Source organism: Candidatus Electronema sp. TJ (assembly GCF_048287355.1).
In the GTDB taxonomy this organism is placed as follows: domain Bacteria; phylum Desulfobacterota; class Desulfobulbia; order Desulfobulbales; family Desulfobulbaceae; genus Electronema.
Genome location: NZ_JBLWEP010000057.1, coordinates 1 through 12,328, shown reverse-complemented (window position 1 = coordinate 12,328; position 12,328 = coordinate 1). Strand labels below are relative to the sequence as shown.

Below are 12,328 nucleotides of genomic sequence, written 5' to 3'. Positions count from 1 at the left end.
AGGCTGCGACCTTCTTAATTCCTGTCAGCACCCGTCCTGCGGCCATGCGCAGCCACGTGCCTCGATTCAGCAGCTCAACCCCGCCTTGAAGATCGGAAACAGTTTGCTTGAGACCAGCAACACTGTCTTTCAGCGAATCATTTTCAGCGGCAAGTTCATCCAGTCTTGCCGAGAAAGCAGTTAGACGTTCTTCAAGTTCAGCAGATTCTTCTTTAGTGAAGAAGTCATTTGCCTCCTGCCCAAGACCAGCTAAGCGTTCTTCAAGCTGCTCACGCAGTGTGCTGACCTCTTTGGCGAGCGGATTAGAGGCAATGAGTTCCACGCGCAGCCGCTCTGTCCATGCTCTGAGGCGACTGTATAGTTGGTGAAAATTTTCACAGCTATATTCTTCAGTTGTAAGAAATCTAAGCCCTGGAGCTTCGTCTGTCAGAAACTCTTTGCCTCTATTGTAAGATTTTTGTGCGACAAACTTGAATCGCGAGTCGCCAAGGAAAGTTATCTCAAAGATTATTGATTGCTGTTCAACGTCTTTAAATATGACATCAAAATTTGATAGACCAAAATACGTATTTTCGAGCAAGTCATATATCTCTTGCTTAGTAACAGCACGCAGCATCGTTATTCCCCGTCATGTAAGTAGATATGGAAGGAGCATCCTTTCCCGCTCTTTCGCTCCAATCCGCCAAACATTACCACCCACCTGCAAAAAATCAAGCCAAAACCTGTCCCCCTCACGCTGAAACTGCCCGGCATGACAGAAAACGCTCTGGCAAACTGCTCAAACCAGCTACTCGTGGCGTTCAATGCGCGGCAGCTGTGACTTAATGGGAAGCAAATCAGGCTCGATCTGCCGCACATCAAACTTGATCCGCAGCTCCTTTTGACATCATCCGCCGCCCGTGGAACTTTGTTTATGCCGAAAAGTTATATTGTTGCATCTTTTTCAGTTCCATCCGCCAAACAGCACCACCCACCTGCAAAAAATCAAGCCAAAACCAGCCGCCCTCACGCCGAAACTGCCCGGCATGACAGAAAACGCTCTGGCAAACTGCTCAAACCAGCTCCTCATGGCGTTCCATGCGCGGCAGCTACGGCTCAATGAGGAGCAGATCAGGCTCGATCTACCGCACATCAAACTTGATCCGCCGCTTCTTGTGACATCATCCGCCGCCCGTGGAACGCTGTTTACGCCAGACAAAGCGCGATGCGCGGCAGATAAAGCTTGAACGGCAGCGCATCAAGCTCTGTCTGCGGCACATCGACTTCATTCTGTCGCGGATCAAGTCTTGTCAGGAGCAGATCAAGCGTGACGCGCACCGGATGCAGCGCGTTGTCCTGCGGATTTTGCGCCTGTTCCGGCGGCTTTGGCGGGCTTGGCCGCAGATTTCAGCAGCAATTACTCTCGCAAAGGCGGAGCAAGCCTCCGCCCTTGCGCCTCCGCGCTCAATCAATGTCCAAATACATGGCCGGGCTGGCCTGATTGCCCCGCTCCAGCTTTTTGATCGCCTCATCGGTCTCGTTGGTGAGGCGGTCCATCTCCAGCACAGTCTTGGCCATCTGCGGCAGGGCCTCCTGACGGAAGCGGGCGATGTCATTCAAGGCGGCGTGGATGTCAGCGAAAGCCTGCTTGAGCACCTGAATGTCTAACTGGCTGGTTGAAGCCTGCTTGTGGATCTCCGTGCCCTGCTCCTTCAGCCGACGGGCCGTGTCGCCAATCAGCTTGTTCGTCGTCTCATTGACCGCCTCGATCTTTTTCAGGACAATGCGCTGATTGGCCAAGGCCAGAGCCACGGTCACAGCCACATTGAGGGCGTTGACCGTCACATTGACCGCCCTGCTCACGCCACGGATCAGCTCTTTGTTGTTGCGGATGATGATCTCAATCGCCAGAACCGCCTGTTGATTGACAGCCAGCTGCTGCTGCAAGTCCATCAGCCGCTGCCGGAGCGGAAAGAGCAGCTCCTCCTTGATGAAGCCGCTGCGCGGGTCGTCGGAAGGAATCTCCTGCTCCGCAACCAGACTGAGCTTTGTGTCCACCATCATCCCCAGCTCAATAGCTTTGCGCAGCTTGTGCGTGTCGAGGCGGAGCTGCTTCTGGTCGTCAAGCAGGGTGATGTTGTCGCGCTTGAGGGTGTCCGCGCCAGTTTGCAGCGAGCGGAAAATTGCGTCCAGCACGGTCTGTGCGCTCTCGAACTGGAGGAAATAGCGTTTCAGCGGCGTGCCCACGCCGGGAATCGTGCCCAAGAGACGGGCGAACCAGCCGGGATTGAGATTGAATTTCTCCGGGTCCAGCTCGTCCACCTTCATATTCAGGTTGACCAAGGCGTTCGCCACCTCGCCGCCGTCCTCGCCCTTCTGCGCCAGCTTGCGGATCGGCTCGCGCAGCATCGCGCTGCGCAGGGCGGAATCCTTCTGGGCCTTTGCGCCGAGATTGTCAATGGCCGCGACATGCTGCTGACGCACTTCCAGCTGGCCAGCGTCTTCCGGGTTGAAGGACAAGATCCTGGCCGCGAACTCCGCCGCCATCTTCTCCAGCTCCGGGTCGGCTGTCTTGACTTCCAAGCGGGCCGGATCAACCAGCCCAAGCTCCGCGCTCAACTGCCGCTCGTCCACTTTGACCAGCGCGTTCTCCTCTTTTGTTTCCAACATGCGGGTTCCTCCTGAGTTTAGTACTGTTTGGCGCGGGCCGCCACCTGCTGCAGCTGGGTGATGGCGGTTTCCAAGTCCCCTTTGGCCAAGGGGCGGTCCGTGGACATCGCGGCGACTGCCGCCGCTGTCTCCTGAATCGCAGTCATCGCCTCTTCGTTGGCAGTGAGCAGCTCGTTGACCTGCTCCAGCTGGCTTATGCGTAGCTGCCGCCGCCGGAGCAGCGTCTCACGCTCCTTGCGGTCCGCCTCAGAAAGGCTGGCTGCTCTGTCCAGCGGCCTGAGACATTTTTCAATATACACAAGGTCAATCCCGCCGACGCTCTGGAGCAGCGAGGCGATGCGCCGGAGATTGTCAAAGCCGCCCAGCTGCACCTGCTCCGCCGCGCCGAGAAAACGTCCGTAGGACAGCTCGCCCGGCTGGAATTTCTCTGTCAGCAGACGGCGCAGCTTGTCCACCTTGTCGCGCAGCCGGTCGAGCTGCTCAACAGCCTGCCCGGCATGATCTTCCGCGCCAGGCACTGTCCGCGCCTGCTCCAGCTCGCGGCGCAGCCCTTCGAGGGCCTGCCTCTCCTGCTCCCGGAGCTGCCCGGCCAATTCTTGCAGATAGCGGGCAGACAGGGCCTCGCCCCGGAAGAAAATGTTGACCACCGCGCTGGTCATGCCAAGAGCGAGTCCGCCGAGGGTCGCCAGATACAGCAGCGGCGTGTTGAAGAGATAGGCGGCGAATCCAAGCGGCAGGCCAAGGGCTGGCGGATAGAGCGTGAGCCAGTGCGTGAGGCCGTGCCGCAGCACATGCCACCGCATCGCGCCCTGGCTGTAGTCGTGAAGGTTGGGCGGAAGATCGTGCTCCACTCACATATCCTCCCTTGCCAGCACCAGCTCGACTCTCGGCAGGCGGTACTCATAGGCCCGCAGCGGCTCGCCGGGCAGCTGCGCCAGCGGCTTGGTTCCGCCCAGCCCCAGAGGCCGCAGCCGGTTGGAATCAAGGCTGTGGGTGATTTGCAGATAGCGGCTCACCGCTTCCGCCCGCTCCAAAGAGAGGCGCAGGTTTTCCTCCGGGTCGCCGCGCAGGCCGGTGTGGCCCTTGATGAGAATGCGGAAATGGGGATAATGACTGAGCCGCTCCGCCGCCGCGTCAACGGTCTGCTTGCCGAGGATGTTCAGCTCCGCCGTGCCTTGCTGAAAGACGACCGGATCAAGCTTCAGGGTGCCAACTTCTTTCAGCGCGGCCCAGCCCGCCGCGTCCAAGGGCGGAAAGGCCGCCGTGCCCGCCTGCGCGGTCTTGCCGCCAGTGAAACCTGCTGTTCCGGCGGCAAGCAGCTCTTCGAGGAAGGCCCGGTTGGTCAGCCGGTAGGGATTGCCGTCCGGCACCGGGCTGGCAGAGAAATCGCCCGCATTGACGAGAATCTCCGCCGCCGACTCAATCGCCGCGATCAAGCCTTCCTCGCCGCCGTTCAGACCGAACCACTGCTCGCCGTTGTCCGCCAGCGAGGCCCAGCTCACGCCCTTGAGCATCGAACTGACTTCGTTTTCCTTCAGCCCGGTCTCCTCGCGGACATGACGGATCAGCAGGGCCTCGTCCTGGCGGTATTTGCGCAGCGTCTTGAAATAGGAGGAGAGGAGGAGCTTGACGAGCTGGGGATTCTTCTGCGCGAATTCGCGGCGGACCAGCAGAATGTCCACGATCAGCCGCTGCGTGTCCTCGGTGCCGAGCAGCTTGATGATGCCCGGCTGCTGGAGGGCCTTGCTGACATCCGGCTCCCACAGCACGGCGACATCGGTCTTGCCGGCAAGCAGGGCGGCTTTGGCCTGCTCGGAGCCATTCACCGCCAGCCGCAGCGGACCGGGTGGCGGATGCAGTTCCGGCGCGTTGAAATGATCCGCCGCCGCCTTGGCTAAATGCTCGCTGGGGCTGGCCGGAGTGAAAGCGACCTTCACATCCATCTTGCCCTTGAGATCGTCAAGCCCAGCCACCCTCTCTTGACGCGCAAGGATCGCGTCTCCGCCTTTGGATTCATCCAGCACGGCGATGATGATGCCGGGATAGTTGAACCGCCCGCCGTTGAGGAGGTAGGAATCCACTGTCGCCACAGCGAAATCCAGCTCGCCTTTCTCCAGCCGCTCCATCCGGCCCGGATAATCAGCCTTGTCGTCCTCCACAGCCAGCAGCCAGCCCGCCTGGCGCAGGGCGGCCTTCATCTCCGGCGAGCGGAGAGGGAAATAGCCGATCCAGCTGTCCGCCGCGACGCGGATCTTGCCCTGCAAATCCGCCGCGTCGCTCGTCTCCTGCTGCTTGCGGTCAAGAATGCGCGGCAGCAGCAGCCAGACTCCGTAGGTGAGAGCGGAGCCGATGAGCATCAGGAGCAGTGCGCCGATCAGTCTGGCCTTCATTGCGCGTCAAAGGTGGCTGCGTCAAAGGTTTCCGCCTCAGCCAGCACATCGGCCAAGCCTTGGCGCAAGGCGGCGGGATTGTCCGCCGCCTTGTACACGGTGCGGCCCGGCATGTTGAGGCTGTGATTCGTGCCGATGCAGAAGCCAATGGTGTGCAGCTCCACCGGAGTGCTCTCCAGCATCCAGCGCACCGCCGCGTCCGGCTCTTGGCCGGGGCTGGCGTAGCCGTCCGTCACCACCACCAAGACATAACGGCCATAGCCGAGCTGGCGCACAGCCTGCTTCTCCAGCGCGGCATAGCCTGCTTTGACCGCGTCCTTCAGTGGCGTGTCGCCGGAGGCGTAAGCAGCCTGCACTGCCTCAGCGAACTGCTGCCGGTTGCCTGCGCCCAAAGGCGCCAGCTCACGGATCTGGCCGTCATTGAAGATCAGCAGGCCGAGATTGGCATCCGCAGGAACAGCGGCGGCGAATTCTTTGATCGCGTCCTTGGCCGCCTCCAATTTGGTCTGGCTGCCGGAACATTGCTTGTCGAGCATCGAGCCGCTGCCGTCCAAAATCACATAATAATTGGCGGCGAGCAGATTCGGAGCCAAGACTGTGTCTCCGCCAGGCGCGGGCGGCCACGGCGCGGCAAGAGTTTTGGAAGCGGCGGACTCAGCTGTCGGCTGGGATTCGGTTTGCGCCGCCGGGCGGTTCTGAGAGGTGCTGCCGCTTTTCTGCTGCGCCGGGTGGTCTTCGCAGCCGAACAGCAGGAAGGCAGCCAGCAGGAGCGGCAAGATTTTCAGCGCGTTCATTGTCAGTCCTCCTCTCACAGCGGTTTGAAAACCGAGGCTTCGGCTTCCAGTTGGATGATGCGGAACTCGACCCGCATATTGTCGCGCCAGGCCTGCTCGGTTTTGGGCGGACAGGGATCATCGCCGCAAAGGCTGCTTTTCGGCTTGGTGATGCCGTGGCCGATCACCGCGAACTGGCTTTCATCCAAGGTCACGCCCTTGGTGGCGGCAAAGGTCATGATGCTCTCACGCACCGCGTTGGCCCGCGAAAGACTGAGATTCTTGGCCGCCTGCTTGATCTGATTGAGGGCCATTTCTGTTTCCTGCCGTTTCTTCGCCTGAAGCCAGCCCATCGGATCGGAGTGGCCCTCAATAGTGATCACCGCGCCGCCGTAGGTCGAGGCCAGCTCGATGACTTTGTTGAACGCGTCAGCGTAGAGGTCAGCGGAGAACTGGTTCTGGTTGGGCTGAAAGAAGACCTCGAAGGAGAACAGCTCGCCCTCAGCCAAGCGGTCCTGCTGCTGCTTGCGCTGAATTACCCCTGCAACTTTGGCGGAGTCGAATTTCGGTGCCTCCACGCCCGCCGTGTTGCGCAGGCCGTTCTTGAGCGCGTCGTAGCTGAACTCAGCCGCCGCCAAGGGCGATTTTCTGCCGAGCAGGCCGAGCTTGACAAAGGCGTTCTGGGTCTGATCGCGGAGATTAAGGAAATTGCGCGGATAATTGGGATCGGTGAAAAACTTGACGTTGCCGACGAAGCCGACAAACTCGCAGTCCACCCGCAGCGACTCAGCATCAGCGGTCGCCGCCGGGCTGTCGAACAACATCTGCGCCGAAGCTTTGACCGTCTCGGTGTATTCCTTCATCCGTGCGGACTTGTTCTTGAGCAAATCGGCCAGCTGCTCCTCGCCCTGCATCAGGCCGTTGACGAATTTCTCCACCTCGGCATGGTGGCTTTTGAAATAATCGCTCCGCACCGCATAAACATCAGCGATGATCCGGTTAGCGGTCTTAGTTGAAAGCAGAATCTCCGCGCCTTTGACCGAACCTTCCGCGCCCGTGCCTGCTGTGCCGCCGGAAGTGAGAGCCATGCCGTCGGGAATGATCATCATCGCCGCGTCAATGCCGTCTTCACGGAAGGCTTCCGCCGGGGTTTCCGCTGTGCCGGTCAGATCTTTGACCCATTTGATGCTCACGTCGCTCATGGCCAGCCCGGCATCAGCCAGCACCTTGGCCAAATAATCCACATGCGGGCCGTAGGCTTGCAGAGCCACGGTCTTGCCTTTCAGATCCTTGGCGGTCTTGATCCCTGGCTTGACCACCAGACAGTCGCCGCCGTTCGACCAGGTGAGCTGATAAATGACCACCGGCGCAGTGCGTGGGTCGCGGCCCAGCACCTCGGAAGCCATGCTCACCATGCCCATCGTGCCGCGCAGATACGGCGTTTCGCCGCGCAGATAGGACTCAATCTGCTTTTTGAAGTCATCCTCGCGCACAAGCTGGAGCTTCAGGCCCTTCTTGCCGAAAATGCTGTCCGGCGCGGTCTGGGCCGCATTGCCGTTAGCGAGAATGGTCGCCTCGTCACCGCCCCACGTGATCAGAGGCACCCGCACCGGTCCGCCAAGCTTGATGTCCTCAGCCGCCGCGCTGACGACCTTGGCCAGCGGCGGCGCGTCCACGTACTGAACCGCGCGGGCGGCTGTGCCGCAAAGCATGAAGAGGAGAAAAACAGCATGGACAAGCCCTTGTCGTCTCATGACAAACACCCTGGCAAAGATTCAGAGAGATGGCTCCGCCTCGGCGCAGCCTGCCTGTGCGGGCAGATTGGCACGAAACACGGGGTCTGTCAAGAATATATGCAGAGATGCTGAGAAGAAAAGCTGCGCTGCGCCAGCCTGTCACCTCTTGATTTCTACGCCAAGACATTCCCGCAGCAGCTCCTGCGGGTCGTTCTTGAACCTTTCCCAGAAGGGAAAAGTGCGGCACTGCTCCGGCCTCTGCTCATAAACCGAGCAGAGGCCGACGGCACGGTCAAAGAAACAGCAGAAATGCTCGCCGCTAATCACCCTCTCCTGCAAGGAAAGCCTGCCCTGCACCCGGCGGACATAGCACTTGGCGAAAAGGCCGGAGTTTATCCCCAGTGCGGCGGCCATCTTCTCCAGCTCCTCCTGGATCACCCAGACATAGCCGCCTTTGCCCCGGCAGCATCGACCGCCGCAGACGGCGCAGGCCGCACTGTCGTCAAACGTGTATGGAAAATTCTCTGTATTATGTGTCATGGCAGCTCATTCATGGCGCGTCGGTGCAGGATGATCAGAAAAATTCTTGACATCAGGCGGAAGGCTGTGTATAAACAGCCCCAAAGCGTTTCCGCCGGAGTGGTGAAACTGGTAGACGCACTGGACTCAAAATCCAGCGGGCCTTGCGCCCATGTCGGTTCGATTCCGACCTCCGGCACTACATGAAACTAAATTACAGGGTTTTGATATTGCTGTCAAATATCAAAGCCCTGTTTCTATTTTCAGGGCCTTTGTACAAATTCATGGTACAAAATGGCCGCCAGCTACCTTGTCAAAAAAGGTGACACGTATTATTCCTCTTGGAAAACCCCCGGCTCTGCCGGGGGACTCCTGAAGTTTGACAGTTCCTGGAATATAGTTTTTAAAAATGTGGCTGATGTTCTGCAAAGTTGCCGTTTTTTTGCTACAGCTTATTGAAATGCCTCTAAGACTTGGATGAGCTGTTTTAAAATGATTGCGGTCAGCCCCCTTTGAGGGGGCCGCAATCGTAAAGCCACCGGCATAGCCGGTGGATACTTACTTGATGGATTTTCAACGAATTGGCGGCTGCATTCCTTGCATGAAAATTTTGCTTTTCCATTATGGACGGAGCCGTTTTTTATGACTTTCTCAGAACCGCAACGGGGACAGGAGGGCATTCTTTTTTTTCTGGCAAAAATTGTTTTTACAGAAATATAACGAGGACTGCTGAAAAGTTCCAGCCTTGAAGAAAACGTATCACTACATCTTGAGGATTACCCTGGCAGACAGGGACGAAAAACTGTCGGCCACACAAACAACCAACGCAATGCACATGAAAAAAATATGCTTGTTCGGAGCCTTGCTGCTCTTTGCCGCAGCAGGTGCGCAGGCGGAGCAGGTCGGCGAAGTCAGCACTGAGTTCAAGCTGCTCGGCGCAAATCATAAAATCGTGATTGAGGCGTTTGACGACCCAGACATTCTTGGCGCGACCTGCTACGTCAGCCGGGCCAAAACCGGCGGCATCAAAGGCTCGCTGGGTTTGGCGGAGGACACCGCCGATGCCTCCATCGCCTGCCGCCAAACTGGCCCAATCACCTTGCCGAAAGATGTGAGCAGCGGCAAACGCGACGGCGAGCGCGTCTTCAGAAAATCCACCTCGATTCTCTTTAAAACGCTCCAAGTGGTGCGGTTCTACGACCAAAAGCGCAATGCGCTGGTCTATCTCAGCTATTCGGACAAACTGATTAACGGCTCGCCAAAGAATTCCATTTCCGCCATCGAAATCAGGCCGTGGGCGCATCCGGCAGCAGAGCAAAACAGCCAGTGATAGGCAGGATCAGAGCAGCTGTCCAGCTGCTCGGCCATGCCGCCGCTGTCATCACCGACTGGCTGCTGATCAGCAGCGGCCTGCTGCTTGCGCTGACCTCTTTGGTCAGAATTGATGTGCCGCTGGCAAAATGGGTTCTGCTGGGCTGCGGTCTTTTTTTCAGCGGCGCGGGCTGCTTGTTCCGGCAGCGGCGGAAAAAAAACGCTTCAAGATGAAACTTGTTGGATACGCAACAAAAAAGCAGCCAGATGCCATCCGGCGACCTCTGGCTGCTCCAAAAGCGAAGAGCTGCTTTTTCCTCTGGGATTATTTGATTACTTTGATGTAATCAACACCAGAAGCAAACCCTGTCAAGATCATTTCAATATCCTGACCTGCATTGACCGTCTGAGCGACAGCGTCATCGTCAAACGAGAGAATCATCTTGCCATTTCCAGCAGTTTTGCTTTCGCTTTGCGGCACACCGTTCAGCAGGTAGCTCCCTGATGGCATATCTGAAACGGCGCGGCCTGTCAAAGTAAAATTCTCCTCCACTGGCTCAGAGGAGGCCTTGCCGTCATTGACTACAAGGGTTGCTGTGTAGTTGCCGGCGGGCAGGACAACCTTGACCATTTCAGCATCATCCACTTCAATTTCACCGTCGGGGCCGACAAGCGTCCAGTCATAGGAAAGCTCATCACCGTCCTCATCGGTTGAGCCGGAACCGTCCAGAACTACCTCCATCTCCTGCGCGGCCTGAAGATTTGCGGAGATATGGGCTTTCACCCAGTTTCCCCGGCGGGACAGATTCAAAGTCTGCGGCGTGATTTTCATTGTCACCGGCAAAGAAATTTCCGCATCGCCAATTTCTGCCACAGCAGCAACGGGCGCGGTGTTAGGCGGTATAGCATCAACGGCGATGTCATAAAGGACAGGAGTGTCATTGACATTGTTGCCATCTTCATCCATGCTGCTCCGTGAGAAGCTCACCGTCAGCCTGAGGCAGCGGCCTCGCTCCATATCCAGCAGACTGCCGTCATTCTCCACTGCGATTTCCTCGCCAAAGACGGAACAATCTTGACTGCCTGCGACTGTCACCTTGATGGAGCTATCGCCCGGTTCATCCGCTGTCCAGCTTACTTTGTTCCAGCGGACATCATCCATGCCTGCGTTATGCACCACAGTCCAAGTCCCTTGATCTGGCGCACCAATCAGGGTGCTGCCAGTCATATCACTGTAGTTGTATAGATTGCCGCCCAAATCAACAGTGGTGAGGTCAACCTGCCCCACATGCACTCCGTTGACAACCTGCCCGGCATTTGGATTAATTCTTGAAGCGTTGCGGCTGTAATAGTTCGTGGCCCATATCTTTCCGTCCGCATCAACTGCAACTCCTGTAGGGCCAGAACCGACAGAGACAGTGCCAATATAGGTGCCGTTATTAAGGAGATGCCCAACAGTTGTTCCATTCAGAGAATGAGCAACCCAAATATGCCCATTTTTATCGGCAACACAACCTTGGGCATATTGATAACCTTGATTATAGGTGCCTATAAGATTTCCGTTAGGAGCAAACTTTTTAATGGTTCCATCTCCATAACCTGTATTCCAGACATTGCCGTCAGGGTCAATGCATAGTCCATAGCTTTCATGGCCATATCCTCGCCAGTTGCCGCCATTCGGGCCGGATAAAGGCAAAGCTGTATCCCATCGAAGCATAGGTCTGGCTGACCATATCACGCCGTTTTTGTCAATCAGTCCGCCATAACCGCCATAACCTACAGAGGATTCTTGCCGGATAATCTGACCGGTGTCGCCGTCAATCAGATCAAATTTTCGATAGCCTGTCCCGCTGACCCATACATTGTTATCTTTATTGACGGACACATGCCGAGCACCGGTTGAATTCACACGTGTATAATGCAAGATGCACTCATCTTCCGCAGTGTCCACTCCGCCGTAACTGTCTGCATTCCCTGCGTTGCCCCAGCCGCGCACATCGCCTTGCCCTGTTGAGGTGTCAATCACACCATTGCCGTTCCGATCAACACACTGGCCGTTTTCCTTCAGGCCAATATGAACAATGGACCCCATACCATCTCCACCTTCAGCTCGGTTGGTGACCCACACATTGCCGTTTTTGTCAACTGTGGTTCTGGATGGATCCTTTCCCATGCGATCCGGCGCAGTGCGGTATTCCGCCAGAACTTGACCTGTTTTGGTGTCAACTTTGACAACCGTTCCTTTGGTTGACACCGCGATCCAGATGAAGTCAAACGGCTTCATTGTGTCATCCAGCTGGAGCTGATCATGGCTGGGATCATGCACCACGTTGATGGATGCGCCTTTGTCGAAATCCGCATCAAGCGTGAATTCGCCATCGGGCAAGCCTGCTGCCGCAAGCACAAGCTGTCCTGGAAGAAGACAGGCAAGAGCGGCAGCCAATCTGGATGCAGGCAAAAAAACAGAATTGAATCTCATCGAAACGTCCTCCTTTTTTGAAATTGAGTGTCAAGACTCCTTGGTGCTTCTATAGTGCAAATTTTAGGAAAATGCAAACAAAAAATATAACAAGAGAATGATTCTCGTTTTCTTGCAATGAACGGGGATGATTGGCCTACGCTCTAAAAAACTATAGGGTGGTGGTCAAATGGCAAGTGATGAGTTAGTATAGGGTGATGATACAAGAAATCATCACCCACCGATGTCGCTGTTGTGACAGCGTGAACATCGTGAAAAACGGACATAACGCTCAAGGGCAGCAGCAGTATTGGTGTAAAGACTGCAATAAACGTGCGGTGCTGCATCTTTGCCCGCGCTGGAGCGAAGAGAAGAAGGAAGAGATAATCGGCGCTTATCATGAACGTCCCAGCATGAGAGGCATTTCCCGCATGTTTGGTGTCAGCCGGCAGACACTTGCTTCTTGGCTCAAAAAAAAGACGCGGCAAATCC

Annotated in this window: 12 protein-coding genes, 1 tRNA gene and 1 pseudogene; 5 read left to right on the top strand and 9 right to left on the bottom strand. The window is 56.8% G+C overall.

Annotation, left to right across the window (positions count from 1 at the left end):
- Positions 1-616, bottom strand: a 616-nt coding sequence (locus ACNKID_RS06025) for a hypothetical protein (protein ID WP_417912530.1), incomplete at its 3' end; no start/stop codon positions are given.
- A 313-nt stretch (positions 617-929) separates the two neighbouring features.
- Between ACNKID_RS06025 and ACNKID_RS06020 the strand changes: the two genes are divergently transcribed.
- Positions 930-1,226, top strand: a complete 297-nt coding sequence (locus ACNKID_RS06020; protein ID WP_417912529.1) for a hypothetical protein — start codon at positions 930-932, stop codon at positions 1,224-1,226.
- Between the two features lie 217 nt (positions 1,227-1,443).
- Here the strand turns inward: ACNKID_RS06020 and ACNKID_RS06015 are convergent, their stop codons facing one another.
- From ACNKID_RS06015 to ACNKID_RS05990, 6 genes are all read right to left on the bottom strand, one after another.
- The gene (locus tag ACNKID_RS06015) at positions 1,444-2,649 is read right to left on the bottom strand and encodes a toxic anion resistance protein (protein WP_417912528.1); all 1,206 of its coding nucleotides are present in this window, start codon (positions 2,647-2,649) and stop codon (positions 1,444-1,446) included.
- A 17-nt stretch (positions 2,650-2,666) separates the two neighbouring features.
- Complete coding sequence (locus ACNKID_RS06010) at positions 2,667-3,500, bottom strand: hypothetical protein (protein ID WP_417912527.1); 834 nt, start codon at positions 3,498-3,500, stop codon at positions 2,667-2,669.
- On the bottom strand, positions 3,501-5,039 hold the full coding sequence (locus ACNKID_RS06005) for an OmpA family protein (protein ID WP_417912526.1): 1,539 nt from the start codon (positions 5,037-5,039) through the stop codon (positions 3,501-3,503). It abuts the gene before it with no gap.
- Positions 5,036-5,833 carry a vWA domain-containing protein gene (locus tag ACNKID_RS06000; RefSeq protein WP_417912525.1) on the bottom strand — a complete coding sequence of 266 codons (798 nt, stop codon included), beginning with the start codon at positions 5,831-5,833 and terminating at the stop codon, positions 5,036-5,038. Before ACNKID_RS06000 ends, ACNKID_RS06005 begins: the two co-directional genes overlap by 4 nt.
- A 14-nt stretch (positions 5,834-5,847) precedes the next feature.
- Positions 5,848-7,566 carry an ABC transporter substrate-binding protein gene (locus ACNKID_RS05995; RefSeq protein ID WP_417912524.1) on the bottom strand — a complete coding sequence of 573 codons (1,719 nt, stop codon included), beginning with the start codon at positions 7,564-7,566 and terminating at the stop codon, positions 5,848-5,850.
- A 141-nt stretch (positions 7,567-7,707) separates the two neighbouring features.
- Positions 7,708-8,088: a YkgJ family cysteine cluster protein gene (locus tag ACNKID_RS05990; RefSeq protein ID WP_417912523.1), complete on the bottom strand. Its 381-nt coding sequence runs from the start codon at positions 8,086-8,088 to the stop codon at positions 7,708-7,710.
- Between the two features lie 93 nt (positions 8,089-8,181).
- On the opposite strand from ACNKID_RS05990, the gene ACNKID_RS05985 reads away from it, so the two are divergent.
- Positions 8,182-8,266, top strand: a tRNA-Leu gene (locus tag ACNKID_RS05985).
- 358 nt (positions 8,267-8,624) lie between these two features.
- Here the strand turns inward: ACNKID_RS05985 and ACNKID_RS05980 are convergent.
- Positions 8,625-8,747: pseudogene (locus ACNKID_RS05980) on the bottom strand (transposase-like zinc-binding domain-containing protein); the annotation flags it as partial.
- A gap of 155 nt (positions 8,748-8,902) precedes the next feature.
- Between ACNKID_RS05980 and ACNKID_RS05975 the strand changes: the two are divergent.
- Complete coding sequence (locus tag ACNKID_RS05975; RefSeq protein WP_417912522.1) at positions 8,903-9,397, top strand: CreA family protein; 495 nt, start codon at positions 8,903-8,905, stop codon at positions 9,395-9,397.
- Positions 9,394-9,612, top strand: coding sequence for a hypothetical protein (locus tag ACNKID_RS05970; RefSeq protein ID WP_417912521.1), 219 nt, complete (start codon positions 9,394-9,396; stop codon positions 9,610-9,612). Before ACNKID_RS05975 ends, ACNKID_RS05970 begins: the two co-directional genes overlap by 4 nt.
- A gap of 91 nt (positions 9,613-9,703) precedes the next feature.
- Here the strand turns inward: ACNKID_RS05970 and ACNKID_RS05965 are convergent, their stop codons facing one another.
- Complete coding sequence (locus ACNKID_RS05965; protein WP_417912520.1) at positions 9,704-11,857, bottom strand: PKD domain-containing protein; 2,154 nt, start codon at positions 11,855-11,857, stop codon at positions 9,704-9,706.
- Between the two features lie 242 nt (positions 11,858-12,099).
- On the opposite strand from ACNKID_RS05965, the gene ACNKID_RS05960 reads away from it, so the two are divergent.
- Positions 12,100-12,328 (top strand): transposase-like zinc-binding domain-containing protein (locus tag ACNKID_RS05960; RefSeq protein WP_417912483.1); only part of this gene is annotated, 229 nt, incomplete at its 3' end.

Bases quoted from the DNA above. Each gene is read 5' to 3' on its own strand.
- ACNKID_RS05995 (WP_417912524.1), bottom strand. From the start codon at position 7,566: ATGAGACGACAAGGGCTTGTCCATGCTGTTTTTCTCCTCTTCATGCTT.
- ACNKID_RS06005 (WP_417912526.1), bottom strand. From the start codon at position 5,039: ATGAAGGCCAGACTGATCGGCGCACTGCTCCTGATGCTCATCGGCTCC.
- ACNKID_RS05975 (WP_417912522.1), top strand. From the start codon at position 8,903: ATGAAAAAAATATGCTTGTTCGGAGCCTTGCTGCTCTTTGCCGCAGCA.
- ACNKID_RS05965 (WP_417912520.1), bottom strand. From the start codon at position 11,857: ATGAGATTCAATTCTGTTTTTTTGCCTGCATCCAGATTGGCTGCCGCT.
- ACNKID_RS05990 (WP_417912523.1), bottom strand. From the start codon at position 8,088: ATGACACATAATACAGAGAATTTTCCATACACGTTTGACGACAGTGCG.
- ACNKID_RS06000 (WP_417912525.1), bottom strand. From the start codon at position 5,833: ATGAACGCGCTGAAAATCTTGCCGCTCCTGCTGGCTGCCTTCCTGCTG.
- ACNKID_RS06015 (WP_417912528.1), bottom strand. From the start codon at position 2,649: ATGTTGGAAACAAAAGAGGAGAACGCGCTGGTCAAAGTGGACGAGCGG.